The sequence below is a fragment of the Streptomyces sp. NPDC088097 genome (assembly GCF_044741845.1).
Taxonomy (GTDB): Bacteria; Actinomycetota; Actinomycetes; order Streptomycetales; family Streptomycetaceae; genus Streptomyces.
The window spans coordinates 134,284-159,721 of the sequence record NZ_JBIUTJ010000013.1 but is presented as its reverse complement, the minus strand read 5'-3'; the positions used below and the strand labels follow the sequence as shown (position 1 = coordinate 159,721).

18 protein-coding genes and 1 pseudogene are annotated in these 25,438 nt (G+C 74.1%); 7 read left to right on the top strand and 12 right to left on the bottom strand.

Going from position 1 to position 25,438, the window contains the following annotated elements; translation table 11 throughout:
- Nucleotides 1–2: 2 nt before the first annotated feature.
- Entirely contained in the window at nucleotides 3–1,583 is a 1,581-nt protein-coding gene (gene eccB, locus ACIOD1_RS28405) for a type VII secretion protein EccB (protein ID WP_365623024.1), read from the bottom strand.
- A 267-nt stretch (nucleotides 1,584–1,850) separates the two neighbouring features.
- Between eccB and eccE the strand changes: the two genes are divergently transcribed.
- From eccE to ACIOD1_RS28390, 3 genes are all read left to right on the top strand, one after another.
- Nucleotides 1,851–3,134 carry a type VII secretion protein EccE gene (gene eccE / locus ACIOD1_RS28400; protein ID WP_365623026.1) on the top strand — a complete coding sequence of 428 codons (1,284 nt, stop codon included), beginning with the start codon at nucleotides 1,851–1,853 and terminating at the stop codon, nucleotides 3,132–3,134.
- Nucleotides 3,131–3,889, top strand: a complete 759-nt coding sequence (locus tag ACIOD1_RS28395) for a hypothetical protein (protein WP_365623028.1) — start codon at nucleotides 3,131–3,133, stop codon at nucleotides 3,887–3,889. The genes eccE and ACIOD1_RS28395 overlap by 4 nt, the downstream gene beginning before the upstream one ends.
- A gap of 152 nt (nucleotides 3,890–4,041) precedes the next feature.
- Nucleotides 4,042–6,768, top strand: coding sequence for an SCO5717 family growth-regulating ATPase (locus tag ACIOD1_RS28390; RefSeq protein ID WP_401905420.1), 2,727 nt, complete (start codon nucleotides 4,042–4,044; stop codon nucleotides 6,766–6,768).
- A 101-nt stretch (nucleotides 6,769–6,869) separates the two neighbouring features.
- On the opposite strand, the gene ACIOD1_RS28385 is transcribed toward ACIOD1_RS28390, so the two are convergent.
- The 9 genes and pseudogenes from ACIOD1_RS28385 to rimP all read right to left on the bottom strand — a co-directional run bounded on the left by ACIOD1_RS28385 (nucleotide 6,870) and on the right by rimP (nucleotide 19,984).
- Entirely contained in the window at nucleotides 6,870–7,826 is a 957-nt protein-coding gene (locus tag ACIOD1_RS28385) for a bifunctional riboflavin kinase/FAD synthetase (protein ID WP_365623032.1), read from the bottom strand.
- Nucleotides 7,827–10,279: 2,453 nt separating this feature from the next.
- Nucleotides 10,280–10,894, bottom strand: a pseudogene (locus ACIOD1_RS28380) (serine protease); the annotation flags it as partial.
- A 1,826-nt stretch (nucleotides 10,895–12,720) separates the two neighbouring features.
- On the bottom strand, nucleotides 12,721–13,629 hold the full coding sequence (gene truB, locus ACIOD1_RS28375; protein ID WP_365623036.1) for a tRNA pseudouridine(55) synthase TruB: 909 nt from the start codon (nucleotides 13,627–13,629) through the stop codon (nucleotides 12,721–12,723).
- Nucleotides 13,626–14,081 carry a 30S ribosome-binding factor RbfA gene (gene rbfA / locus ACIOD1_RS28370; protein ID WP_365623038.1) on the bottom strand — a complete coding sequence of 152 codons (456 nt, stop codon included), beginning with the start codon at nucleotides 14,079–14,081 and terminating at the stop codon, nucleotides 13,626–13,628. Before rbfA ends, truB begins: the two co-directional genes overlap by 4 nt.
- A gap of 33 nt (nucleotides 14,082–14,114) precedes the next feature.
- The gene (locus tag ACIOD1_RS28365; protein WP_365623040.1) at nucleotides 14,115–14,408 is read right to left on the bottom strand and encodes a DUF503 domain-containing protein; all 294 of its coding nucleotides are present in this window, start codon (nucleotides 14,406–14,408) and stop codon (nucleotides 14,115–14,117) included.
- 184 nt (nucleotides 14,409–14,592) lie between these two features.
- A complete protein-coding gene (infB, locus tag ACIOD1_RS28360; RefSeq protein ID WP_365623042.1) occupies nucleotides 14,593–17,751 on the bottom strand; it encodes a translation initiation factor IF-2 in 3,159 nt (1,052 codons plus the stop codon).
- Between the two features lie 151 nt (nucleotides 17,752–17,902).
- Nucleotides 17,903–18,190, bottom strand: coding sequence for a YlxR family protein (locus tag ACIOD1_RS28355; RefSeq protein ID WP_365623044.1), 288 nt, complete (start codon nucleotides 18,188–18,190; stop codon nucleotides 17,903–17,905).
- 133 nt (nucleotides 18,191–18,323) lie between these two features.
- Entirely contained in the window at nucleotides 18,324–19,457 is a 1,134-nt protein-coding gene (nusA, locus tag ACIOD1_RS28350; protein ID WP_401905414.1) for a transcription termination factor NusA, read from the bottom strand.
- A gap of 2 nt (nucleotides 19,458–19,459) precedes the next feature.
- On the bottom strand, nucleotides 19,460–19,984 hold the full coding sequence (rimP, locus tag ACIOD1_RS28345; RefSeq protein WP_365623046.1) for a ribosome maturation factor RimP: 525 nt from the start codon (nucleotides 19,982–19,984) through the stop codon (nucleotides 19,460–19,462).
- Nucleotides 19,985–20,281: 297 nt separating this feature from the next.
- On the opposite strand from rimP, the gene ACIOD1_RS28340 reads away from it, so the two are divergent.
- From ACIOD1_RS28340 to ACIOD1_RS28325, 4 genes are read left to right on the top strand one after another with little or no spacing between them, the layout of a single operon-like run.
- The gene (locus tag ACIOD1_RS28340; protein WP_401905411.1) at nucleotides 20,282–20,710 is read left to right on the top strand and encodes a hypothetical protein; all 429 of its coding nucleotides are present in this window, start codon (nucleotides 20,282–20,284) and stop codon (nucleotides 20,708–20,710) included.
- Nucleotides 20,707–21,165, top strand: a complete 459-nt coding sequence (locus ACIOD1_RS28335; RefSeq protein ID WP_365623050.1) for a DUF4439 domain-containing protein — start codon at nucleotides 20,707–20,709, stop codon at nucleotides 21,163–21,165. Before ACIOD1_RS28340 ends, ACIOD1_RS28335 begins: the two co-directional genes overlap by 4 nt.
- Before the next feature lie 16 nt (nucleotides 21,166–21,181).
- Nucleotides 21,182–22,084, top strand: coding sequence for an aminoglycoside phosphotransferase family protein (locus ACIOD1_RS28330; RefSeq protein ID WP_365623052.1), 903 nt, complete (start codon nucleotides 21,182–21,184; stop codon nucleotides 22,082–22,084).
- Between the two features lie 47 nt (nucleotides 22,085–22,131).
- Nucleotides 22,132–23,079: a slipin family protein gene (locus ACIOD1_RS28325; RefSeq protein WP_365623053.1), complete on the top strand. Its 948-nt coding sequence runs from the start codon at nucleotides 22,132–22,134 to the stop codon at nucleotides 23,077–23,079.
- A 9-nt stretch (nucleotides 23,080–23,088) separates the two neighbouring features.
- Here ACIOD1_RS28325 and ACIOD1_RS28320 read toward each other — a convergent pair whose 3' ends face one another.
- Nucleotides 23,089–24,783 carry a proline--tRNA ligase gene (locus tag ACIOD1_RS28320; protein WP_401905406.1) on the bottom strand — a complete coding sequence of 565 codons (1,695 nt, stop codon included), beginning with the start codon at nucleotides 24,781–24,783 and terminating at the stop codon, nucleotides 23,089–23,091.
- A 42-nt stretch (nucleotides 24,784–24,825) separates the two neighbouring features.
- A complete protein-coding gene (locus ACIOD1_RS28315) occupies nucleotides 24,826–25,404 on the bottom strand; it encodes a GNAT family N-acetyltransferase (protein WP_365623057.1) in 579 nt (192 codons plus the stop codon).
- Nucleotides 25,405–25,438 lie beyond the last annotated feature (34 nt).

Here is a 25,438-nt window from a genome sequence, read left to right as displayed (position 1 = left end):
CCTCACGAACCCTGCGGCTGCCGGGCCGCGTTGGTGTCCAGCCGGGGGCCCTTGGAGAGGAACTCCGACCAGGCGATCGGCACCATGGCGGGGACCACTTCCCCGTAGCCGAGCCGGATCTGTGCCTGGCTGGCCTCGGGCCGGCCGTCGCCGGCGCCCTGCGCCTGCGGGTCGGACGCCCCGATCTTCGACTGCTGCGCGTCGCTGTCCCCGTTGGCCTGGACGGCGTAGCGCAGTCCCGTGTCGGTGACGAGGAACAGGGCGCCGCCGGCGGTGGTCTGGCGGCCTTGGACCTGGGTGTAGAGCAGGCCCGAGCCGGGGGTGACGTAGGAGCTGGTGCCGCTGGCGGTGATGTCGACGGGGAATCCGGTGCCGGCCCACGTGCTCAGCGTCTGGCCCCCCTGGCCGTCGACGGAGCGCAGCACGTTGCAGACGGTGTCGCGGCGTTCGGCGCCCTGTGCGGCGCCGGGGGTGTCCGCGACCCGGTTGACCTGGGCTCCGCGCCGGCGCGGCCACTTGGCCTCGTCCTTGAAGGGGGTGGCGTCGGGGTTCAGGGCCTGGAGGTCGACCTGGCGGGCCTTGCCGTGCATGTTCAGGGTGTCGGTGGCGGGCGCGGAGATCAGCAGCCAGGCGACGAACTCCGAGACGGGGGCGACCCGTCCGGGCAGCACCACGTAGTGCTGGGTGCCGGAGCCGGTCTCGGCGGTGAGCACCATGCCGACCTTGTTGTCGGCGCTGCCCAGGCCCTGGACGTCGGCGTTCGCGCCCGCGGCGCCGGGCAATTGCGGGAAGGCCAGGTCGTCACCCCGGTTGAGGGTCGCGAGCCACTCCTCGGTGACGGGCTGCGGGGTGGCGCCCGTGCCGACGAGCGCCGTGGTGAGGGTCCCGGAGTCCGGCTTGCCCTCGGGGAACCGGTACTTCCTGCCGGCCGCGTCGACCAGGTAGCGCTCCTTGGCCCCGCCGGTGCTCTGGACGTACAGCACCTGGGTGTCGGAGGTGCGCCGCGCCTTGTCGTCCATCAGACCGGCTTCGCGGTCGGCGAGGACGAAGGCGGCCGTCTGCACACCGCGTCCGTTGCCGCCGGGCTGCTGGCAGACCGCCCAACGCTTGGCCTTCGCCGCGTCCTTCGGGGTGGGGAGGCGGTCGGGGGCGTACGGGATGCCGATGATGGGACCGCGCGGGGGGTTGCCCCCGTCCAGGACCTTGTCGTCGATCTGGACGACCTTGAACTTCTTCGGGTCGAGCAGGAGCCGCGCCGAGGCCAGGTTCAGCACGGGGTGCAGCCGCTTCTGGTCCTTGCCGTTGACCTTCGTCGACAGGACCACGTAACGGGTCGTCGACTGCTTGCCGACGATGACGGCGGTCCCGGGCTCGGACCAGCCCTTGGGCGCCTGCGGCTTGAACATCCCCAGGGCCCCGAAGCCCGCCAGCACCAGCGCGCCCGTCACCAGGCTCGGCAGGACGGCGCGCAGCGGTCTGGGGGCGCCTTCCTCGGACCCCGTGGCGGACGGCTGGAGGAACGCGGCCACGGTGCGCCGCTTCGCAAAGGTGTACGCGTTGAGTTCATCACGTCGTGATGCCATGACCGCCTGCTTCTCCCCGCACGGCCCGGTCGGTGGGGCCGCTCCCCGGGCCTTGGATGTCGGACCGGGGACCTACTATGCCTCTTGACGGACGGTCGACAGGGGGCGGGTAGGCTGCGGTTGCCTGCCGGCGTCTCCTCAGTTCCTTCCGGACCGGGGTAATCAGGGCTTGTCGGGGTGGATCGGGGGACCTTCCGGGGCCGGGCGGCGGTCGCCGCGCGGTGGCGGGACCGGCCCGAACCACCCCCCAGAAGGGGAGGTGCGCGAGTGAGTGCCACCGAGACGGAGCAGCGGGCGACCGAGGCCCCCGCGCCACCCGCGCGGGGCGGGGTGACGCCGCATCCGCAGTCGAGCCCGGGGCGGTTCGGCCCGTTCCGATTGCAACAGCTCGTCCTCCTCCAGTTGGCCGCCGCCGCGCTGCTCGTGGCCTGGGTCGTGGACCGGATGCTGTTGGTGCCGGCCGCCGTACTGGCCGTGCCGCTGGTGCTGTTCGCCGTCGTACGCCGCCACCGGCGCTCGCTGCCCGAGTGGGTCGGCGGTGTCCTGGCCCTGCGCTCCCGCAGGCGCCGGGCCGCGTCCGCGACCCTTCCGGTCGGCACCGAGCCGGGCCTCGCCCCGCTGGTCGAGGCCGAGCCGGCGCTGCGGACCCTCACCTTCGGCGACCGCGATCGGCGGCCCGTCGGCATGGTGGGCGACGGGACCTTCCTGACGGTGGTGGTCCAGGTGGACACGGACGCCACGGCGCTGAGGCCGGACCGCGGGGCGCGACCGCTGCCGCTGGGCCTGATACGGGACGTCCTGGAAGTGGACGGGATCCGAATGGAGTCGGCGCAGTTGGTGCAGCACACGCAGCCCGCTCCGGCGCCGCACCTGCCGGCCCGCTCGATGGCCACCCTCAACTACGCGCCGCTCCAAGCCCGGACGGGCACCCCCGCGGTACGACTGACCTGGATCGCCCTCAAGCTCGACCCCGAGCTGTGCCCGGAGGCGGTCACCGCGCGCGGTGGCGGCCTGGCCGGGGCGCAACGCTGTGTGGTGCGGGTGGCGGACCAGTTGGCGAGCCGGCTGACGGGGGCCGGGTTCAGGGCCACCGTGCTGACCGAGCAGGAGTTGACGGGCGCGCTGGCGACCTCCTCCTGTGCGAACCCGATGGCCATCACGCAGGCCGGGCGCTCGGCGAGCACCGGGCGGCGGACCGAGGAGACCGCGCGGGCCTGGCGCTGTGACGACCGGCGGCACACCACGTACTGGATCGGGCGCTGGCCGCAGTTGGGCGGCTCCGGGGCGGCCGGGCTCCCCCAGTTCGTGGCGCTGCTGACCTCGCTGCCGACCCTGGCCACGAACTTCAGCCTGACGATGGCCCCCGCCGAGCGGCAGGGGGTGACGCTGACCGGGCACGTCCGGGTGACCGGGCGCAGCGACGAGGAACTGGTTTTGGCGCGCCGGGAGTTGGAGCGCACCGCGCGCGGCGTGCGGGCCGGGCTGGTCCGGCTCGACCGGGAACAGGTGCCGGGGCTGCTGGCCTCACTGCCGCTGGGAGGAACGCGATGAGGAACTCTGCCCGGGAGACGGCGCGGGGACCCGCGCGGGGCACGGCGCGCGCCTCGGTGCGGGGTGGTTTCGGCCTGATCGGGCCGCGGCGGGAGCGGCACGTGGTGCCGGCCGCGGACCTGGGCGAGCTGGCGCTGCCCGTCGGCGACGACGGGGTGGTCATCGGCGTGGACGCGCAGGGCGCCCCGGCCGTGCTCGGTGTGAACCGGCCGACGCCGTACGAGATCACCTTGATCGGCGGTCTGTGGACGGCGCAGGTGCTGGCGTTGCGCACGGCGGCGACCGGGGCCCGGATCGCGGTGGAGACCGGACGCGGGGCCGTCTGGTCGGGACTGGCCCAGGCGGCCGGTGGCGGCCAGCAGTGCGTGACCCTGCACGACGTGGGCCGGGTGCCGCCGCAGGGCGCGTCGGCGGGCAGTCCGGTGCTGGTGGTCCGCGACTGCGGGATGCGGCCGCCCCGCGGTCGGGTCGTGGCGGGACCCTGGCAGTCGGTGCTGACCCTGCTGCCGTACCTGAGCCCGGCGGCGCCGCGGCTGGTGCGGAACTCCGCGTTGGTCGGGGTGCAGCGGGTGTCCCCCGACGAGGCGGAGCGGATCGGCGCGCTGATGCGGCTGCCGAGGGCGGCGGTGGACTCGTTGCCGACGCTGGGCGACGGGGTGACCCTGTGGTGCACGCCCCGGGACCGTACGTTCGTGATGACGCAGGGCACGGAGACGGAGACGGGCCTGTTGGGCGCGGCACGGCGCATCGACTGAGACGTGACGGCCTGGCGGGCGGTCGGTTGAGGTGCGGCGCGAACGGGGCGGCGTGACCTCGGGAGCCGTGGCCGGCCGGGCGCGATTAGGCTGAGTGAGGGCGCGGCGCCGAGGTGGGCGCCTGACCGGTGTTCGACGAACCAGGAGGACCAGTGAGCGGCGATCGGAACGAGAGGCGCGGCGGGACGTGGGACGTCCCGACGGACGATCAGTCCGACGCGGAGTCCGATGTGACGGGCGAGTTCACCATCGACTACACCCCGCCGGCCTGGTACACCCAGGGCGCTCCGGCGCAGGCCGGGCCCGTTCCGGGGGTGCCCGGGCTGCCCGAGGGCAGCGGCTTCGAGCCGCACCGTGCCTCGGACGTGGAGTCGCCCCCGACCATGCGGATCACCCCGCCGGCCTCGCAGGCTCCCCGCCCGCCGGCCGCGCCGTATGCCGCCCCCCAGGCCCCGACCCCGATCCCGGCGCTCCCGCACCAGGCCGCCGCGCCGTACGAGGCGCACGAGCCTGTGACGGGCTCCGGCGCGGCCCCGGCCGCCCCGGAGCGGACCCAGGACCCTTACGCGGCGCAGGAGCCCGCGGCGGGCCCCGGGCCCGTCCCGGCCGCACCGGACTCGGCGCGTGCGCCGTACGCGGCGCAGGAGCCCGCGGCGGACCCGGGTCCGGCCCCGGCCGCACCGGAGCAGGTTCAGGACTCTTACGCGCGGCCCGCCGCCCCGGCGGAGGTGCCCGCGCCCTTCGGGGAGCAGCACCGGGCCGCCGAGGCCCCGTTCGCCGGGAGTGCGCGGGCGGAGGCATCGGCGGAGGCCCCGGAGCCGGTTCCGGTTCCGGGCCCCGTGCAGGCTCCGGTTTCGGGCCCCGTGCAGGCTCCGGTTTCGGCTCCGGTCGAGGTGGCCGCTCCGTACGCCGCCCGGGAGTCGACCGAGGACCCGTACGTGGGTACGGCCCCGGCGGAGGCCGAGGCGCCCCCGGTACCCCACCCCTTCGAGGGACGCGAGCCCGCCGGGGCCCCGTTCGCGGTACCGGTCGTCGCGCCGATCAGCGCGCCCGCGTTCCCGGTGGAGGACGCCCCGCCGGCGGCCGAAGCCGTACGCACGCCGACGCCGCCGCAGGGCGTTCCCCTGCCGGAGCGGCCGCCGGCGGCAACGCCCTTCGCGGCCGCCGACTCCGCCGAGCTGCCGTTCGGCGAGGTCCCGCCGCCGGCCGCCCCCGTGGCGCCGCCCGCGCCCCACCCCTTCGAGGGACACGACCCCCGCGCGGGGGAACCCGTCCGGACTCCCCCGCAGGACTCCCCCGCCGCGGAGCCGGCGCCCGAACTGCCGCCGCCTCCGTACGCGTTCCCCGCCTCGACCCCGCCCCAGGGGTACGGCTTCCCGCCCGTCGACCCGGGTGCGCCGCAGCCCCCGCAGGGGTACGGCTTCCCGCCGGTCGGCCCGGACCAGGCTCCGCAGCCCCCGCAGGGCTACGGGCAGGGATACGGGCTCCCCCAGCACCCGCCGGCGCAGCAGCAACCGCAGGCCCCCGCGCAGCCCGGCCCGGGACAGCCCCCTCAGGGCTACGGGTTTCCGCCCGTCGGCCCCGGCGCACCGCAGCCCCCGCAGGGCCACGACTTCCCGCAACACCAGCCGCCGCCGCAACACCAGCCGACGCAGCAGCAACAACCGCAGCCCCCCGCGCCGGCCCAGTGGCAGCAGCAGGCCCCCCACGCGCAACAGCCCGGCCAGGGCCCCGGCGCGCCGCTCGGGTACACCGCCGCCGTCGAGCTGTCCTCCGATCGCCTGCTGCGCAACAAGCAGAAGCCCAAGCCGACCCGTTCGGGCTTCCGCTTCGGCGGCAAGGCGGCCGAGGCCGACCGGCAGCGCAAGCTGGAGCTGATCCGCACCCCGGTGATGTCCTGCTACCGGATCGCCGTCATCAGCCTCAAGGGCGGCGTCGGCAAGACCACGACCACCACCGCCCTCGGCGCCACCCTCGCCACCGAGCGCCAGGACAAGATCCTGGCCATCGACGCGAACCCCGACGCCGGCACCCTCGGTCGTCGTGTGCGCCGCGAGACGGGGGCGACGATCCGGGACCTGGTCCAGGCGATCCCGTACCTGCACTCGTACATGGACATCCGGCGGTTCACCTCACAGGCGCCCTCCGGGCTGGAGATCATCGCCAACGACGTGGACCCGGCGGTCTCGACCACCTTCAACGACGAGGACTACCGCCGCGTCATCGAGACGCTGGGCCGCCAGTACCCGATCATCCTCACCGACTCGGGCACCGGTCTCCTCTACTCCGCCATGCGCGGGGTCCTGGACCTGGCCGATCAGCTGATCATCATCTCGACCCCGTCCGTGGACGGCGCGAGCAGCGCGAGCACCACCCTCGACTGGCTCTCCGCCCACGGGTACGCCGATCTCGTCTCGCGCTCCCTCACCGTCATCTCCGGGGTCCGCGAGACCGCAAAGATGATCAAGGTCGAGGACATCGTGCAGCACTTCGAGACCCGCTGCCGCGGAGTCGTCGTGGTCCCGTTCGACGAGCACCTCGCGGCCGGCGCCGAGGTGGACCTCGACCTCCTGCGCCCCAAGACGCGCGAGGCGTACTTCAACCTCTCCGCCCTGGTCGCGGAGGACTTCGTACGGGCCCAGCAGCAGTCCGCCCAGGCCCACTGGGGCGCCCCGCAGCAGCCGCACGCACCTCAGCAGCCGCAACAGCCCCACCAGGCACCCCCGGCACCCCCGGCGCCGCACCAGCCGCAGCCGCCGGCCGGTCCGTACCAGCAGCAGCCCCCGCCGCCGTACGGACAGTCCTACCCCCAGCCGGGACAGCCCTGGCAGCAGCCGCAGCAACCGCAGCAGCCCCCGTACGACCCTCGCCTCGGCTGAGCCGGGGAACGCCGAAGGGCCCGTACCGTCCGGAGACGGTACGGGCCCTTCGCGCGAGCGGTCCTGCCTCCTGCCGAGGCTTCGGCGCCGGCGGCGGCGGGTCAGCGCTGCGCGTCGTAGGACTCGGTCAGCGTCCGCGCCTGCTTCACGTCGTCGGCGATGGCCTCCAGCAGCCCGTCCAGCGACTCGAACTTCGCCATGCCCCGCACGTACGCGAGGAAGTCCACGGCCACGTGCATCCCGTACAGGTCCAGACCGACCCGGTCGATGGCGTACGCCTCCAGCGTCCGCTCGGTCGCGTCGAACTGCACGTTCGTGCCGACCGAGATGGCCGCCGGCATGCGCTCGCCGTCCGCCGTCAGCCAGCCCGCGTACACCCCGTCGGCCGGGATGGCGGTGTGCGGCTGCGTCTCGACGTTCGCCGTGGGGTAGCCGAGCTCGCGCCCGCGCTGGGCCCCGCGCACCACGACGCCCTCGACCCGGTGCGGCCGGCCCAGGATCTCGGCGGCGCCGTCCATGTCGCCCTCGGCGACGAGCCGGCGGGCGAGGGTGGACGAGAACGGCACTCCGCCGCCCGCCTCCCCGCGCTCGACCAGGTCCACGACCTCGACCTCGTAGTCGTAGGTGGCGCCCAGCTCGGACAGGAACGCGACGTTACCGGCGGCGCGGTGGCCGAAGCGGAAGTTGGGGCCCTCGATGACGGCGCGCGCGTGCAGCTTGTCGACGAGCACCTTCACGATGAAGTCGGCCGGGGACAGCTGCGAGAACTCCGCCGTGAAGGGGAGGATCAGCAGCGCGTCCACTCCGAGACCGGCCATCAGTTCGGCCCGGCGGTCGTACGGGGCCAGGATCGGCGGGTGGCTGCCGGGGCGCACGACCTCGCTCGGGTGCGGACTGAAGGTCACGACCACCGACGGGACGCCCAGCTCACGGGCCTTCGCCACGGCGCGCCCGATGATCAGCTGATGACCCCGGTGCACGCCGTCGTAGGAGCCGATGGTGACGACGCTGCGTCCCCAGTCCTGGGGGATGTCCTCCAAGCCACGCCAGCGCTGCACTCTGACCGCTCCTCGCCCGAACCCTTGTAGGCCTTGTACCGATTGCCGATTGCCCATTGCAGGTCTAAGACTGCCATGCCCGCGGCCGGGGCCCCGCATCGGCTCCGGCTCGCCTCCGCCCCGCCTCAGGTCACGTCCGGGGCGGCCCTGCTGAGGGTCTCCACCGTACGACGGGCCCCCGGTCCGAGGAGGGCCGCCGCCTCCGCCCGCGACCCGGCCAGCCAGCGGGCGACCAGGGCCCCGAAGACCGGATCGGCCCGGCTCAGCTCCACCGTGCGGTGCTCGAAGACGGCCGGCCCGCCGGGGACGCGCAACAGTTGGCGGCCGGTACGCCGCAGCAGCTCGCGGGTGCGCTCCTCCGGGCGGGTCGGCGTGGCGGCTGCGAGCGCGTCGAGGAAGGCCCCGAGGACGGCCGGGTCGCCCTCCTCGCGCAGCAGTACGCCGGCCAGCTCGCCCCGCAGCGGCTGCGAGGACTCCGCGCCGGGCAGGGCCAGTACGCCGGCCAGCGCGGCCCGAACCCCGACCGGGGCGCCACGCAAAAGGTCCAGGACCAGCGGGCGCAGCACGGGCCCGGCGGCGGGGCCCTGATCGAGGCGCCGGTCCACGAACGCGGCGGCGTGCGCGGCGTCCTCGGGGCGACCCGCCAGGTGGTCCCGTACGAGGTCGGCGGCGCGGCGGGCCAGCCCGGGGGTGGTCAGCGCGGCCAGTGCCCGGAGCACCTCGGCGCCGGCGCGGGCCCGCAGGGCGTCGAACACCGGTTCCGGCTCCGGCAGTACGGGCAGCGCCGCGACCAACGCGGAGGCGGGCGGCGGGGAGCCGCGCCCCGGGTCGCGGAAGCAGGCCAACGCCTCGGGCAGGCAGCGGGCCCGCTCCTGGGGGTCGCGGAGCAGGATCCCGAGGGCGCTGCCGTGCAGGGTGGAGTCCCCCGGGCGGGCCAGCAGGGCCCGGGCGGCGAAGCGCAGCAGCTCCCGGTCGGCGGGGGTGCGCACGTGGGGCGCGGTGGCGAGCCCGTACGCGGCGGCGGCCACCCGACGTCCGGGCCGCTCGTCGTGGGCCCAGCGGTCCACGGCCCGGGCCAGGGCCGAGGGCTCGTCCTCCGCGAGCACGCCGAGCAGTTCGTCGGCGCGCGGGTGGGCGGCGGAGACCAACGCCTCCGTGAGGTCGTCCACGGCGAGGGCCCGGTGGGTGTGCAGGAGGGCCTGGGCGGCGGTGGCCACGGTGGCTCCGGGGCGCCCGCGCAGTCGGCGCTCGTCGGCGAACCAGGCGCAGAGCAGCGGCTGGACGCGCTGCGGGGCCCGGGCGAGGCGGCGGCCGGCGGCTTCGAGGTAGAGGTGGTCGCAGGGCAGGAGCCGGCGCAGCAGGTCGAGGCGGTCGGACTCGGGCAGCCGCAGCCTGTTCCAGAACCAGCCGCCGAAGTCCTGGGAGCCGGCCCGTGTCACGTGCTCGGCGAGGGCGTGCAGGACAGGCAGGTGGGGGCGGGCGTCGGGAGCCGCGAGGAGGGTGGAGCGCAGCAGCCGGGAGGCCCACCAGACCCGGTCGGGGTCCAGGGGGCCTACGGGGCCCGCGGGTTGCGCGGCGGCTCTGCTTTCGACAGCCCCGGTTCCGGCAGCTCTGCTTTCGGAACCGGGGCTGTCGGCAGCTCCCCCTGGCTGCTCGGCGAACTCGTTCAGGGCGTCGACGAGCCGGGTCAGCCGGGTCCGGGTCTCGTCCGTAGGGAGCCGGCGCACCGCCTCCGTGACGGGGCCCGCGCGGTGCCGGGGCACGGGTGGGCCGGGGGCGGCCCGGCCGGAGTGGACCAGGGCGTCCAGGGCGGTCGGGACGTCGAGATGGCCGGCCTGGAGCCAGTCGGACAGCTCCTCGTGGGCGAAGCAGTAGCCGTCTCCGGCGGGGACGAGCAGCCCCTCGGCGAGCACGGCGGAGCCCCAGCCGGCACGCCGGGGGAACAGTTCCTCGAAGGCGGCCCGGTCGAGCCGGCCCTGGCCGGGGCCCAGACACTGCCGGGCGGCCCGGTGCACCCGCCCGGCCACCCGTGCGGCGAGCCTGCGCACACCGGGGCCGTGCAGGGTGCGGCGGCTCGGAGCGGGGTCGAGGGCGTGGGCGGGGTCGAGGGCGGGAGCTGCGGCGGGGGCGCTGGCCGCGATGCGGACGGCCACGCGCAGGGTCACCAGGTCCAGGTGCGCCGAGAACACCTCGTCACGGCCGGGGCGGCCGGCGGTGACCCCGGCGGCGCGGATCCCGGCGAGCAGGGTGAGGGTGAGGGGATGGCGCGCGTCGGCCTCCCTCACAGCGCCTTCGGGGATGCCGAGGCGGGCCCGGGCCGTCTCGGCCTCGGCCGGTGTCAGGTCCCCGATCGGCAGCGCGGGCGGGAGTCGGCGGGCCGGGTGGGCCGGGGTGTGCAGGGCCCCGGGCGGGTACAGGGCCCCGGCCCCCTCCCAGAACTCGGGGCGGGCGGCGACGACCAACCGGGCCCCGGTCGCGCGCAGCCAGCCGACGGTGGCCGTGGTCCAGGGCCCGAGGTGCCGCGCGAGCCGGGGCGGCATCGCCTCGGGGTCGTCCAGCACCACGAGGAGGCCCCGCCCGACGCCGCCCGCGAGCCGGGCCACCCGGTCCGCGGTCCCCTCTCCCGACCCCGCCGACGCCGACCCGCCGACGCCGGACGCCTCGGGCGCCGGGCGCGGGCCCGGGACCACGAGCCCGGCAGCTCCGTACGCCGCTTCGCGCACCGCCGCTTCCCGCACGGAGCCGTACCCCGCCGAGGTCCCCGAGCCGTACCCCGTCGAGCCCGCCAACGAGCCCGCCAGCGCGATGCGCTCCGCCTCCACGAGGGCCCGCTCGGCGGCGTCGGCCAGCGAGTGGTCCCCGTCGCGCAGGTCGGCCCCGCGCAGCCACAGCGTGGGCGCGGGGCGGGGGCCGCGCGCCCGGTCGGCGGCCAGGACGGCCAAGGCGGTGGTCCGCCCGGTACCGGGGTTGCCGACCAGCCCGAGCACGGGCCGCTCCCCGGCGGTGAAGACGGCCAACGCGGCGGCGAGCCCGAGACGCTCAACGGGCTCCGGGCCACCCCCGCGCCCCGAACCCCCGACAGGCTCCGAGCCCGCCACTCGCTCCGGGCGCTCAACAGGCGCGGAGGCCCCCATAGACTCCAGCCGCCCTCCAGGATCCGAGGCCCCTACGCGCCCGGAACCCCCGACAGGATCCGAGCCCGCCACTCGCTCCGAGCGCTCGACAGGCTCCGGCCCACCGACACGCCCCGGAGACCCGACGGGCGGCAGGGGCCCCACGGTCTGGGAGGGTCCGACGGGCCTCGGCGCCACAACAGACCTCGACGGCTCAACAGGACCGGGCAGCCCAACAGCCCCCGACCGTTCACCAGGCCCGGAGGGCCCACCATCCCTCGACGGATCACCAGGCTCAGAGGGCCCATCAGCCCTCGACGGATCACCAGGCCCTAGGGGTTTAGCCGACGTCGACGGATCAACCGGTCGCACGGCCCCGGCAGCCGCCGGATGCCCGACGCGCCCCAGCGGGTCCTCTCGCTCCCCCAGCCCGACGCGCTCCGACGCGCCGTCGGCGCCCCGCGATCCGACCGAACCCCGCCGCCCGACGGATCCCCACGGCTCGCCGGCCCCCTCCGACCCACTGGACCCACCAGACCCACCGGACCCCCCAGAACCCCCGGACCCCCCCGACCCACCCGACCCCCGAGCCCCACCCCGCAACGCCGCCCCACCGGGCGTGGGCTCCGACGGCGGCGCAAGCGCGGGAACGGCGGATTCGACGGTGATGCCGGTCAGTTCCAGCGCGCCCGCGAGGTTGAGGTCGACCCCGTGGCCCGGGACCGTGGCGCCGTTGAGTTCCAGCAGGGCGGCGAGGGGGCCGCCGGGGGACGCGGCAGCGGCCGCGCGCAGGGGTACGGCGAAGCTTCCGCGACGGTGCTCCGTCTCCAGAGCGGTGCCCAGGACCGCGAGCACCGCTCCGGTCTCCGCGTCCAGGACCGGCCCGCCGCAGGCTTCCCCGCCGAGCCTGAGGGCGTCCCGGCCGTCCGTGCCGATGGCCAGCTCGACCGTGGCCGGCAGGACGTGGAGGTGTCCGCCCGTGGTGTGGCCGACCTCCGCCCCCGCCCCGAGCACCCGCGCCTGGCGCCAGCCCCGCGCGGGGAGCCGGACGTACGTCCCCGGAGGGATCACCTCCGCCATCGCGACGGGCAGCGGTCGTACCCCGAGGCCTTCGGTCCGCACGAGTGCCAGACCCAGCTCGGGAAGGGCGGTCACCGCGTCGGCCCCCGCCGACCAGGTCCGCTCCCCGGGGGCGTGCAGCACCACCCGGGTCAGCCCGTCGACGGCCTCGTGGCTGGTGATCACCGTGCCGCGGTGGTCGGCGACGAAGCCGCTGCCGCGCGGCCGGCCGGCCGCGTCGCAGATCCTCACGAGCTGCGGCGCCCGCAGTACGCCCAACGCACCCGGCGCGCCCGGCTCACCCGGCACGCCAGGCGGCCCGGGCACGGCGTCCGCCATGCCCGCGGTACCCGTCCCGCTCCTGACCTCGTACGTGACTCCGAAGCCGACCTCGTTCACCATCGCCGCACCCACTCCCCCGTCGAGGGACCCGTGGTCACGACGTTAGGCAAGTGAAGATCGGCAGGAGAAGCACGCGAGGCGAACGCGCCCCCTTACGCTCCCTCCATTCACTCCGAGCGCCTGCTCGGACGGGTGAATAAGGGGCTGCGGGTGGATAGAGACCTACCCGAGGGGGGTCGTGGAGCGGTGAGCAGCAGACTTCGTGCGCTCACCGCTCCACGTCAATGCCGTTCGACGTCCGCCACCCGCCGCCCGCCGCCCGCGAGGCGGAACGACGCGAGGCGGAACCGGGCGGGCGCAACGACGCCGACGGAACCGGTTCAGACGAAGACCGCCAGGGACTTCGCCTTGCCGCCCTTGCTCTCCACGAGCCCGAGCAGTTGGCCCTGCGGGCCGTACACGGCGACCGTGCGCCCGTCCGGGTACTCGGCCGGCATCTCGATCCGGACGCCGTTGGCGAGCAGCGACGCCCGCCGGGTGTCGAGGTCCCAGCGCGGGAACGCCGCCGCGGCCGCCTCGCCGATCGGCATGACGGTCAGCTCCTCCTGGAGCTGGTCGAGCGTGCGCGCCTTGTCGATCTTGTACGGGCCCACCCGCGTGCGCCGCAGCGCCGTGAGGTGGCCGCCCACGCCCAGGTCGGCGCCCAGGTCGCGGGCGAGGGCGCGGATGTACGTACCGCTGGAGCAGACGACGGAGACGACGAGGTCGACGACCTTGGTGCCGTTCTCGGCCTCTGCTTCGCGCATGTCGTACACCTGGAACGACGAGATGGTCACCGGTCGGGCCGGGATCTCGAAGTCCTCGCCGTCGCGGGCGCGCTTGTAGGACCGCACGCCCTTGATCTTGATGGCGCTGACCTTGGACGGGACCTGCATGATCGCGCCGCTCAGCTTGGCGATCCCCGCGTCCACGCCCTCGCGGGTCACCGCGGAGGCGTCGGTGGACGAGGTGATCTCGCCCTCGGCGTCGTCCGTGAGGGTGTACTGCCCGAGACGGATGGTCCCGAGGTACTCCTTCTCCGTCAGCGCGAGATGGCCGAGGAGCTTGGTGGCCTTCTCCACGCCGAGGACGAGGACGCCCGTCGCCATCGGGTCGAGCGTGCCTGCGTGGCCGACGCGGCGGGTCTTGGCGATCCCGCGCATCTTGGCGACCACGTCGTGCGAAGTGAAACCGGACGGCTTGTCGACAATGACAAGGCCGTCCGGAGTCTTCCCTGCTTCGGTGCTCATTCCGCGGTTGCGTCCTCGTCGTCGTCCTCGTCGCCCGGCTTCTTGTACGGGTCGGCCTCGCCGGCGTACTGGGCGCCCGAGGAGACCTCGCGCACCTGGGCGTCGGAGGAGCGCGCCTTGTCGAGGAGGTCCTCGATGGTCTTGGCGTTCTCCGGGAGGGCGTCCGCGACGAAGGTCAGGGTGGGCGTGAACTTGGTTCCCGCCGCCCGGCCGACCGCGGAACGCAGTACGCCCTTGGCGCTCTCCAGGCCCGCTGCGGCGCTGGCCCGGTCCTCGTCGTCACCGTAGACCGTGTAGAAGACCGTGGCCTCCCGCAGGTCGCCGGTGACCCGGGTGTCCGTGATGGTCACGTGCGTACCGAGGCGGGGGTCCTTGACTCCGCGCAGCAGCTTCTCGGCCACCACCTCCCGGATGAGGTCCGCCAGCTTCTTCGCCCGCGCATTGTCGGCCACTGGTCCTTCTCCTTCTTCCTTGCAGACAAGCAATCAGTCTTCATCACCGTGCAGCCGTCGTCTCACGGACAACAGCTCCACTTCCGGACGCGCCGCGACCAGCCGCTCACAGCGGTCGAGCACGTCCGATACGAACCCCGCGTCCCCACTCACCAGGGCGATCCCTATACGGGCCCTGCGGTGCAGGTCCTGGTCTCCCACTTCGGCCGCGCTCACGCTGAACTTGCGTTGGAGCTCGGCGACGATGGGCCGGACGACGGAGCGTTTCTCCTTCAGCGAGTGAACGTCGCCGAGGAGGAGATCGAAGGACAGAGTCCCCACGTACATGCAGTTCCGGATGTCCCGCCGGTTCGGGTTAGGTGGCCCGCCGGGCCCTCGCCCGGAAGGTTCACCCGACCGTGTGCGGCCGGGTCACCAGAACCGTACACGCAACGGCCGGGGCCGATCGACGGATATTCCGCCGACCGGCCCCGGTACTACGAGTTACGACACGGTGCGAACCGCCTCGCGCTTACGCGCGGGGCTTCTCGCGCATCTCGTACGTCGCGATGACGTCGTCGATCTTGATGTCGTTGAAGGAACCGAGGTTGATACCGCCCTCGAACCCTTCGCGGATCTCGGTGACGTCGTCCTTGAAGCGGCGCAGACCGGAGATGGTGAGGCTCTCGGCGATGACCTTGCCATCGCGCAGGAGCCGCGCCTTGGTGTTGCGCTTGACCTCGCCGGAACGGATGAGAACACCCGCGATGTTGCCCAGCTTGGACGAGCGGAAGATCTCGCGGACCTCCGCCGTACCGAGCTCGACCTCTTCGTACTCCGGCTTGAGCAGACCCTTGAGGGCCGCCTCGATCTCCTCGATGGCCTGGTAGATCACCGAGTAGTAGCGGACGTCGACACCCTCGCGGTCCGCCATCTGCGCGGCGCGACCGGCCGCACGGACGTTGTAACCGATGACGATGGCGTCGGAGCCCATTGCCAGCGAGATGTCGGACTCGGTGACCGCACCCACACCGCGGTGCAGGACGCGGATGTCGACCTCTTCGCCGACGTCGAGCTGGAGCAGCGAGGACTCGAGGGCCTCGACCGCACCGGACGCGTCGCCCTTGATGATGAGGTTGAGTTCCTGGACCAGACCGGCCTTGAGGACCGAGTCGAGGTCTTCCAGGGACACCCGGCGAACGCGCTTGGCGAAGTTGGCGTTGCGCTCACGCGCAGCACGCTTCTCGGCGATCTGACGGGCGGTGCGGTCCTCGTCGACGACGAGGAAGTTGTCGCCGGCGCCGGGGACGTTGGTGAGACCCAGGACCAGGACGGGGGTCGAGGGACCCGCTTCCTCGACGTTGTTGCCCTTGTCGTCGAGCATGGCGCGCACTCGGCCGTAGGCGTCGCCCACGACCATCGTGTCGCCGACGCGGAGGGTACCGCGCTGGACGAGGACGGTGGCGACGGCACCGCGGCCGCGGTCGAGGTGGGACTCGATCGCAATACCCTGAGCGTCCTGCTCCGGGTTGGCACGCAGGTCGAGCGAGGCGTCGGCGGTGAGGACGACGGCCTCCAGCAGGGAGTCGATGTGCAGACCCTGCTTGGCGGAGATGTCGACGAACATCGTGTCGCCGCCGTACTCCTCGGCGACCAGACCGAACTCGGTGAGCTGACCGCGCACCTTGACCGGGTCGGCACCCTCGACGTCGATCTTGTTGACCGCGACGACGATCGGGACGCCGGCGGCCTTGGCGTGGTTGAGCGCCTCGATCGTCTGCGGCATGACGCCGTCGTTGGCCGCGACCACGAGGATCGCGATGTCGGTCGACTTGGCACCACGGGCACGCATGGCGGTGAACGCCTCGTGACCGGGGGTGTCGATGAAGGTGATCTTGCGCTCTTCACCGTTGACCTCGGTGCCCACCTGGTAGGCACCGATGTGCTGGGTGATGCCACCGGCTTCGCCCGCGACGACGTTCGTCTTGCGGATGGCGTCGAGGAGGCGGGTCTTACCGTGGTCGACGTGACCCATGACGGTGACGACCGGCGGACGCGGCATGAGGTATTCCTCGCCGCCCTCGTCCTCGCCGAACTCGATGTCGAAGCCCTCGAGGAGCTCGCGGTCCTCTTCCTCCGGGCTGACGATCTGAACGATGTAGTTCATCTCGCCGGCCAGCATTTCGAGGGTCTCGTCGGAGACGGACTGCGTGGCGGTGACCATCTCGCCGAGGTTCATCATCACGGCGACGAGCGACGCCGGGTTGGCGTTGATCTTCTCCGCGAAGTCGGTGAGGGAGGCACCGCGCGACAGGCGCACGGTCTCGCCGCCACCGCGCGGCAGCATCACGCCGCCGACGGACGGGGCCTGCATGGCCTCGTACTCCTGGCGCCTCTGACGCTTGGACTTGCGACCACGACGGGCCGGACCACCGGGGCGACCGAAGGCACCCTGCGTGCCACCACGGGCACCGGGACCACCGGGACGACCACCGAAGCCGGGACGACCGCCGCCACCGGCACCGGCCGGACCGCCGCCGAAGCCGCCGCCACCCGGACGCGGGCCGCCGAAGCCGCCGCCGCCCGGACGCGAGCCCGGACCGGCCGGACGACCGGCGAAGCCGCCGCCCGCGGGACGACCGGCGCCACCGGGACGGGCACCGCCCGCACCGGGACCACGGCCACCGGGGCCGCCACCAGGACGGGGACCGGGACCACCGGCAGCGGGACGCTGCGGCATCATGCCCGGGTTGGGACGGTTACCACCGGGAGCACCACCGGGACGCGGGGCGCCGCCCTGCGGACGGGGCATGCCGCCCGGGGTCGGACGACCCGCACCGGCACCCTGCGGACGCGGAGCGCCACCGGGGCCACCCTGCGGACGCGGAGCGCCACCCTGGCCGCGGTCGGCGCCGGGGGCGCCGGGGCGGGGAGCGCCGGCCGGACGGGGCGCCTGCGGGCGCGCCATGCCGGTGGAGCCACCAGAGGTGAAGGGGTTGTTGCCCGGACGGGGACCGGCCGGACGGGCGCCCTGGGGGCGCGCGGACTGGGCACCACCGGCGGCGGGACGCTGTCCCTGGCCACCGGGGGCGTTGCCGGCCGGACGCGGGGCGCCGGGACGGGCACCGCCCTGGCCACCCTGACCCTGGGCCGGACGCTGCTGCTGCGCCGGACGCGGGCCGGGAGCGGCCGCGGCGGGACGCTCGGTGCGCGCCGGGGCGGGGGCGGCCGGAGCCGCCGCCTGCGCGGCCGGAGCCGCCGGAGGCGCGGAGAACTCGGTCGCCACGGGAGCCGCCGGAGCGGGCTTCGGGGCGGCCGGGGCCTTCGGGCCGGGACGCGGGCCGGATGCGGCCGGAGTCACCGGTGCGGGCGCCGCGGGGGCGGCCGGAGCCTCGGCGACGACCGGCTTGGGGGCCGGTGCGCCGGGCTTCGGGGCACCGGGGCGGGCACCCGGGGTGGGAGCCCCGGGCTTTGCCGGCGCGGCGCTACGGGGCGCGCCCGGCTTCGCAGCGGACTTGCCGGCGTTGCCGCCGGGCCCCTGCAGTGCGTCGGTCAACTTGCGTACGACCGGCGCCTCGATGGTCGAGGACGCCGAACGGACGAACTCACCGAGTTCCTGGAGCTTGGCCATGACGACCTTGCTCTCAACTCCGAACTCCTTGGCGAGTTCATATACCCGGACCTTAGCCACTTCGCTCCTTTTAGGTCCGGGTTACGCCGGACCGTCGCTACTTCATGGGCGTACTCATCGCGTACTCATCGAGTGCTCATCGCAATCTCGACCTACTTCCAACTCGCGAGGTACCTGACCGCACGGGAACCCGTGCCGTTCTTCTTGCTGCTTACGGTGCCGCCTCGGCCGGTACGGCCAATGCGCTGCGCAGTCCCGCCGTGTCGAGCGCTCCGGCGGACCGGAGGGCCCGGGGGAACGCGCGGCGGCGGACCGCCTGGTCGAGGCAGACCTCGGCGGGGTGCACGTAGGCACCCCGGCCGGGCAGCGTACCGCGTGGATCAGGGACGCATTCGTCCTCGATCGCCACGATGCGCAGCAGATCGCTCTTGGCCGCTCGCTCCCGACACCCCACACAGGTTCGTTCGGGGCATGCGCGGGCTTGCGTCCGGCCAGACACGCTTAAGTCTACCTCCCCGTAGCGACCTCACCCCTTCAGGTGAAAAATCGAACGGATGTCGTTGTGATCCTGCGGGGACTCCGGTGTTTCGGAGCCCCTGTCTACCGGCCGGCAACCACCGGCCGGTACCGGTTTATTCCCGACCGCGGCCGTGGTCGCGGCCGCCATCACGCCCCGCGTCGCGGTCGGAACCGCGCCCCGCGTCGCGTTCGGCGGGACGTTCGGCGCCGCGTTCGGCACCTCGGTCGGAGCCGCGGTCACGGTTGCCGGCCCCGTCGGCCCCGTCGGCGTCCGGCTCGGTGTCGGGCCGGATGTCGATGCGCCAGCCGGTGAGGCGGGCGGCGAGGCGGGCGTTCTGGCCCTCCTTGCCGATGGCCAGCGACAGCTGGTAGTCGGGCACGGTCACCCGCGCGGAGCGGGTGTCCCAGTCCACGACGTCGACCGCGCTCACCCGTGCGGGCGACAGGGCGTTCGCGACCATCTCCGCCGCGTCGTCCGACCAGTCGACGATGTCGATCTTCTCGCCGTGCAGCTCGGCCATGACGTTGCGCACGCGGCTGCCCATCGGGCCGATGCAGGCGCCCTTCGGGTTCAGGCCGGAGCGGGTGGACCGGACGGCGATCTTGGTGCGGTGGCCGGCCTCGCGGGCGATGGCCGAGATCTCGACGCTGCCGTCGGCGATCTCGGGAACCTCCAGCGCGAAGAGCTTCTTCACCAGGTTGGGGTGGGTGCGCGACAGGGTCACGGACGGACCGCGAACACCCTTCGCCACCCGCACGACGTACGCCTTGAGGCGCAGGCCGTGGGTGTACTCCTCGCCGGGAACCTGCTCCTGCACCGGCAGGATGGCCTCCAGCTTGCCGATGTCGACGAGGACGTTCTTGGGGTCCTTGCCCTGCTGGACGACGCCGGTGATGACGTCGCCCTCGCGGCCGGCGAACTCACCGAAGGTCAGGTCGTCCTCGGCGTCGCGCAGACGCTGGAGGATCACCTGCTTGGCGGTGGTCGCGGCGATCCGCCCGAAGTCCGACGGGGTGTCGTCGAACTCCTTGGGCTCCTGTCCCTCTTCGAGGTCCCTCGGGTCCTCGGTCGCCCACACGATCACGTGACCGTTGGCACGGTCGAGCACGACGCGGGCGCGCCGGAAGCTTCCCTCGGTGCGGTGGTACGCGATGAGGAGGGCCGACTCGATCGCCTCGACGAGGAGGTCGAAGGAAATCTCCTTCTCCCGGACCAGACCCCGCAGGGCACTCATGTCGATGTCCACGATTACGCCTCCTCTTCTTCCTGAATGCCGTCGTTGATGCCGTCGTTCTTGTCTTTGCGGTTGAACTCGATCTCGACACGCGCCTTGGCGATGTCGGTGAAAGCGATGCGGCGGGCGGTGGCCTTGCGGCCCTTCACGCCCGGGACTTCGAGGTCGAGCCCCTCGTCGTCCACGTCGAGGACGCGGGCGATGAGTTCCCCGGCGTCGGTCAGCTGGAACTTCACGAGACGGCCGATCGCCCGAACGTAGTGACGGTGCTCGGTGAGCGGGCGGTCGGCGCCCGGGGAGCCGACTTCGAGGACGTACTCGTCCTCACCCATCACATCGGACGCGTCGAGCAGGTCGGAGACCTCACGGCTCAGCTCGGCGCAGACGTCCAGCTCGACACCCTCGTCGGAATCCACGACGATCCGCAGCATCCGGCGCTTGCCCGCCTTGGACAGCTCGATCTCTTCGAGGTCCAGGCCCTTGCCGGCGGCGAGCGGCTCCAGCAGTACGCGCAGCCTGTCGCTCTGGGTCGTGCTCATCCGGGTGACTCCTCGGCCGCGTGTGCTGTTGTGATGTCCGCTGTGTGTTTCAAAGGGTATCCGGTCGCGGAGGGTGTTGGCGCCCATGCCCCGGTCAGGACCCCCGGGTACCGTGATCACACCTGCCCCGACATCACCCCCGAGGACGTCGCCGTGCCCTGGACCCAGCCCTTGAGGCCCTCGCGAAGGAGCCTGCTCACCGGAGCGGCCGCAGTGGCGGGGGGCACGCTGCTCACCGGGTGCACCGGTGGGGGCGATCCGGCCGACGCAGGCCGCGGGATTCCACTCGAACGGCGGATGCGGGAGGCGGCCGTTCGTGACAGCGAACGACTGCTGGAACGTTACGACGCCACCCTCGCCGTCCATCCCGGCCTCGCCGGGCGCCTCGCGCCGCTGCGCGCCGCCGTCGCCGCCCACACCGCCGCCCTCGCCCTCCCGGCCCCCTCCGGCTCCGGCGGGCCCTCCGGCTCGCCCGGTCCGGCCGCGCCGTCCGCCGGCCCGAGCGGTACGCCGTCAGGCGCGCCCGCGGCCGGTCGCGACGCCGTACCGCCGAAGCCGGAGGAGGCACTGACCGACCTGGCCGACTCCGAGCGGAGCCTGTCCGAGGCCCGGAACGCCTCCCTGGCCGGGGCGCCGGGCGAGCTGGCCCGAATGTTGGCCTCGGTGGCGGCCTGCGGCGCCGTCCACGTGTACCTGCTGACCACGAACCCGGGAGCCCCCTCGTGAAGCCCGAACCGTCCGCCGCCGGCAACCCGCTCCAGGCCGCCCAGGCCGCCCTGGCCGCCGAGCACGCGGCGGCTTACGCCTACGGGGTGATCGGCGCCCGGACCGCGACCGCCCGGACGGGCGAGGCCCGCGAGGCGTACGGCGCGCACCTGGCCCGGCGTGACGCCCTCACCCGTACGGTCCGGGAACTGGGTGGCGCGCCCCGGCCTTCGGAGGCCGCGTACGCCCTGCCCTTCGAGCTGCGCACCCCGGGCGACGTGGAGCGACTGGCAGCCGAGGTCGAGGACCGGGTGGCGGGCGCGTACTCGGACCTCGTCCGGGCGGCGGACGGCCGCTTGCGCCGCGAGGCGGCCGACGCGTTGGGCGCCGCCGCCGTGCGCGCGGCGCGCTGGCGCGGGGGCGGCGTAGCCTTCCCTGGGCTCGCGGAACGCGCCGAGCGGGCCCGGACCAGCTGAAAGGGATCACCCACGCATGGCTTTCGAACCGCCGCAGCGGCTCGTACGGGCGCTCGGCGAACTGCCGGAGACGGCCCGCGACGACGCGTGGCTCGGGCGGTTGCCCGGGCTCGCCGAGGAGGCGCTCGCCCGGCGGGACGTGGTGGCCCAGCGGGTCCAGGCCCCGGGCGGCCGCAGCAGTCTGGTGGTCCTCGTCCGGTACGCCGACGGCACCCCGGCCGCCCTCAAGCTGGCCCCGCCCGCCACCCGGCCCGACCGGGAGCTGGCCGCACTGGCCCACTGGGGCGGCTTCGGGGCCGTACGGGTCCTCGACTCGCGCCACCACGAGGAGGACGGGGCGCTGCTGTTGGAGCGCCTCCACCCCGAAGTGTCGCTGCGCTCGCTGCCGGAGGCGAAGGCCCTCCTGGAGGCGAGCGGAACGCTGCGGCGGCTGTGGGTGGAGCCGCCGGCCGGGCACGGCTTCGAGACGGTGGCCCAGCGCACGGCGCGCGAGGGCGAGGCCATGGGCGCGGCGCCCGAGGAGCTGCGGCCGCTCGTCGACACCGCGCTGGCGCTGCGCGCCGAGCTGACGGCCGCCCCCGCCGAGGAGCTGCTGCTGCACGGGAACTTCCGGCAGGGCAAGGTCCTGGCCGGGGAGCGGGCCCCGTGGCTGACGGTGGGGCCGGAGCCGCTGGTCGGCGAGCGGGCCTACGACCTGGCCCGACTGGTGCGGGACCGGCTGGAGGACCAGGTGGCCACCTCGGCGGGGGCGGCCGGGGCCAGGCGCCGGGTGAACAAGCTGGCCGACTCCCTGGAGGTGGACCGCGACCGGTTGCGCGGCTGGACGGTCTTCCGGGCCGTGGAATCGGGTCGGCGCGCCCTCGCCGCCGGACGGCGCCGGGACGCGGAGCTGCTGTTGGAGTTCGCGGCCTGGCTGTAGGGGCATAACCCCACCAGGACGAAAAACTCCGGCAGGGGGTGGCCGTCATGATCGAGGAACTCCTGACCGCGGGCGCCGCGGCGGCCGCGGGCATCACGGTGTACCTGGGCGCCGCGTCCCGGGTGGTCAAGCAGTACGAGCGGGGCCTGGTCTTCCGCTTCGGCCGGCTGCGCACGGGGGTGCGCGGGCCCGGTTACACGACGGTGGTGCCGTTCGTGGACCGGTTGTACAAGGTGAACATGCAGATCGTGACGATGCCGATCCCCGCGCAGGAGGGCATCACCCGGGACAACGTCACCGTGCGGGTGGACGCGGTGGTCTACTTCAAGGTCGTGGACCCGGCCGCCGCGGTCATCGAGGTGGAGGACTACCGCTTCGCGGTCTCCCAGATGGCGCAGACCTCGCTGCGGTCGATCATCGGCAAGAGCGATCTGGACGACCTGCTGTCCAATCGGGAGCAGCTCAACCAGGGGCTGGAGCTGATGATCGACAGCCCCGCGGTGGGGTGGGGCGTACAGATCGACCGGGTCGAGATCAAGGACGTGTCCCTCCCCGAGACGATGAAGCGCTCGATGGCCCGCCAGGCGGAGGCGGACCGGGAGCGCCGCGCCCGGGTGATCAACGCGGACGCGGAACTCCAGGCCTCGAAGAAGCTGGCCGAGGCGGCGGAAGTGATGTCGGAGCAGCCGGCGGCGCTCCAACTGCGGCTGCTCCAGACGGTGGTGGCGGTGGCCGCGGAGAAGAACTCCACGCTGGTGCTGCCGTTCCCGGTGGAGCTGCTGCGCTTCCTGGAACGGTCCACACCGGCCGCTCCGGCTCCGGCGGGCGCCCCGACGGCGCCCGCTCCCGGGGTCGTTGCCCGGGCGGGCCCCCCGCCGGAATCCCTGCCGGAGCCCCCGGCGGACACGGCGCCGGAGCTCGCGCCCGAACCGCCGCCCGAGCGCTTGCCCGGTCCTCCGCCGGTCCCGCCGCTGCCGCCCGGTCCGGACGGGTAGCCCCGACGGTCAGACCAGTCGGCTCAGGGCCTCCTCCAGCGGGAGTTCCTCGCGGGCCCCGGTGGCGCGGTGTTGGAGTTCGACGATCCCGTCGGCGGAGCGGCGACCCGCCACCAGGATCCAGGGCACTCCGATGAGTTCGGCGTCGGTGAGCTTGACGCCCGGGGACAGTCCGGGCCGGTCGTCGAGCAGGACCCGGCGGCCGGCCTCGGCCAGTGCCCCGGCGGCCCGCTCGGCCAGCGCGAGCGGTACGGCCTTGCCCGCCGCCACCACGTGGACGTCGGCCGGGGCCACGGCGGCGGGCCAGCACAGGCCCCGCTCGTCGGCGCTCTGTTCGGCGAGGGCGGCCACGGCGCGGGAGACGCCGATGCCGTAGGAGCCCATCGTGACGCGGACCGGCTTGCCCTCCCTGCCGAGGACGTCGAGGCCGAAGGCGTCCGCGTACTTGCGGCCGAGCTGGAAGATGTGGCCGATCTCGATGGCCCGGTCCAGGCGCAGTCCGGCCCCGCAGTTGGGGCAGGGGTCGCCGGGCCGGACGACGACCACGTCGAGGTGGCGGTCGACCTCGAAGTCCCGGCCGCAGACCACGTTGCGGGCGTGGGTGTCGGGCCGGTTGGCGCCGGTGACCCAGGAGGTGCCGGGGGCGACGCGGGGGTCGGCGATGTAGGTGACCTTGTCCAGGCCCTGCGGGCCCACGTAGCCGCGTACGAGGTCGGGGCGGTCGGCGAAGTCCTCGGCGGTGACCAACTCGACCACGGCCGGGGCCAGGTGCTCGCCCAGCTTGCCGAGGTCCACCTCGCGGTCGCCGGGCACGCCGACGGCCGTGATCTCCCCGTCGACCTTGACCAGGAGGTTCTTCAGGGTGGCGGAGGCCGGTACGTCCAGGAGGGCGGCCAGCGACTCGATGGTGGGGGTGTCGGGGGTGTCGAGTTCCTCGACGGGCGGGTGTTCCCCGGCGACGGGGGTCAGGGCGAAGGTGACGGCCTCGGTGTTGGCCGCGTAGTCGCAGGAGGGGCAGTCCACGAAGGTGTCCTCGCCCGCCGCGGCCGGGGCGAGGAACTCCTCCGAGGCGGAGCCGCCCATGGCTCCGGAGACGGCGGACACGATCCGGTGGTCGAGGCCGAGCCGCTCGAAGATCCGTACGTAGGCCGCGCGGTGGAGCCGGTAGGACTCGGCCAGGCCCTCGTCGGACACGTCGAAGGAGTACGAGTCCTTCATCTGGAACTCGCGCCCGCGCAGCACCCCGGAGCGGGGTCGGGCCTCGTCGCGGTACTTGGTCTGGATCTGGTAGAGCATCACCGGCAGGTCCTTGTAGGACGTGCACTGGTCCTTGACGACGAGGGTGAAGACCTCCTCGTGGGTGGGGCCGAGGAGGTAGTCGGCGCCCTTGCGGTCCTTGAGCCGGAACAGCAGGTCGCCGTACTCCGTCCAGCGGCCGCTGACCTCGTACGGCTCCTTGGGCAGCAGCGCCGGCAGCAGCACCTCCTGGGCGCCGATGGCGTCCATCTCCTCGCGGACCACGCGCGAGACGTTGTCCAGGACCCGCTTGCCGAGCGGCAGCCAGCTCCACACGCCGGCGGAGCTGCGCCGGACGTAGCCGGCCCGGACGAGGAGGCGGTGGCTGAGGGTCTCGGCGTCGGCCGGGTCCTCGCGGAGGGTCTTGGCCATGAGCCGGGACATGCGCTGGACGTGTTGCGTAGACATGCCGGGAGGCTACCGGGACCCGCCGGGCCGCCGGAAACCGTTTCAGCGGCGGCGGCGCAGCGGCAGCTGCGCGCCCATCACGGCGTACGGGAGGCTCGCGCTCGGGAAGAGGACGCGGCGGGCCAGGTCCCGGTAGCCGAGGGCGGCGTAGAGCCCGCGGGCCGGGCTGTCGGTGTCGATGGCGGAGAGGATGGAGCGGGTCTCCTCGGCGCCGTCGGTGATCTCGGTGATGAGGGTGCGGCCGACCCCGCGGCCCTGGAAGCCGGGGTGGACGTGCAGTTCGGTGATGACGAAGGAGCCGTCGAGCCACTGGTCCTCGCCGCCCGCGCGCAGGTGGGGCTCGACGATGGTGGACCACCAGTGGGAGCGGTCGTTGGGCATCCCGTAGACGAAGCCGGCCAGGGCGCCGTCGTCGGTGTAGGCACCGAGCGCGCGGGCGCCGGGGCAGGTCATGTGGCGCTGGACGATGTAGCGCCGGATGCCGACCTCCTCCTCGCCGAGCCCGAAGGCCACCGCCTGCACGCGCAGGGCCTCGTCCACGCGGGCGGCGAGGTCGAGGGGCCCGATGCGGAGTCCGGCGGGCCGTTCGGGGTCGTCTCCCCCGGGAGTGGGCAGCAGCATGCCGTGACCTTACTTCGGGGTAGGGCCGGGGCGG

What these genes read in the sequence shown, in the direction of transcription:
- ACIOD1_RS28340 (WP_401905411.1), top strand. Translation starts at nt 20,282, where the DNA reads ATGCGGGAGGCGGCCGTTCGTGACAGCGAACGACTGCTGGAACGTTAC.
- ACIOD1_RS28330 (WP_365623052.1), top strand. Translation starts at nt 21,182, where the DNA reads ATGGCTTTCGAACCGCCGCAGCGGCTCGTACGGGCGCTCGGCGAACTG.
- ACIOD1_RS28325 (WP_365623053.1), top strand. Translation starts at nt 22,132, where the DNA reads ATGATCGAGGAACTCCTGACCGCGGGCGCCGCGGCGGCCGCGGGCATC.
- ACIOD1_RS28395 (WP_365623028.1), top strand. Translation starts at nt 3,131, where the DNA reads ATGAGGAACTCTGCCCGGGAGACGGCGCGGGGACCCGCGCGGGGCACG.
- ACIOD1_RS28320 (WP_401905406.1), bottom strand. Translation starts at nt 24,783, where the DNA reads ATGTCTACGCAACACGTCCAGCGCATGTCCCGGCTCATGGCCAAGACC.
- eccB (WP_365623024.1), bottom strand. Translation starts at nt 1,583, where the DNA reads ATGGCATCACGACGTGATGAACTCAACGCGTACACCTTTGCGAAGCGG.
- rimP (WP_365623046.1), bottom strand. Translation starts at nt 19,984, where the DNA reads ATGAGCACGACCCAGAGCGACAGGCTGCGCGTACTGCTGGAGCCGCTC.
- truB (WP_365623036.1), bottom strand. Translation starts at nt 13,629, where the DNA reads ATGAGCACCGAAGCAGGGAAGACTCCGGACGGCCTTGTCATTGTCGAC.
- ACIOD1_RS28315 (WP_365623057.1), bottom strand. Translation starts at nt 25,404, where the DNA reads ATGCTGCTGCCCACTCCCGGGGGAGACGACCCCGAACGGCCCGCCGGA.
- ACIOD1_RS28365 (WP_365623040.1), bottom strand. Translation starts at nt 14,408, where the DNA reads ATGTACGTGGGGACTCTGTCCTTCGATCTCCTCCTCGGCGACGTTCAC.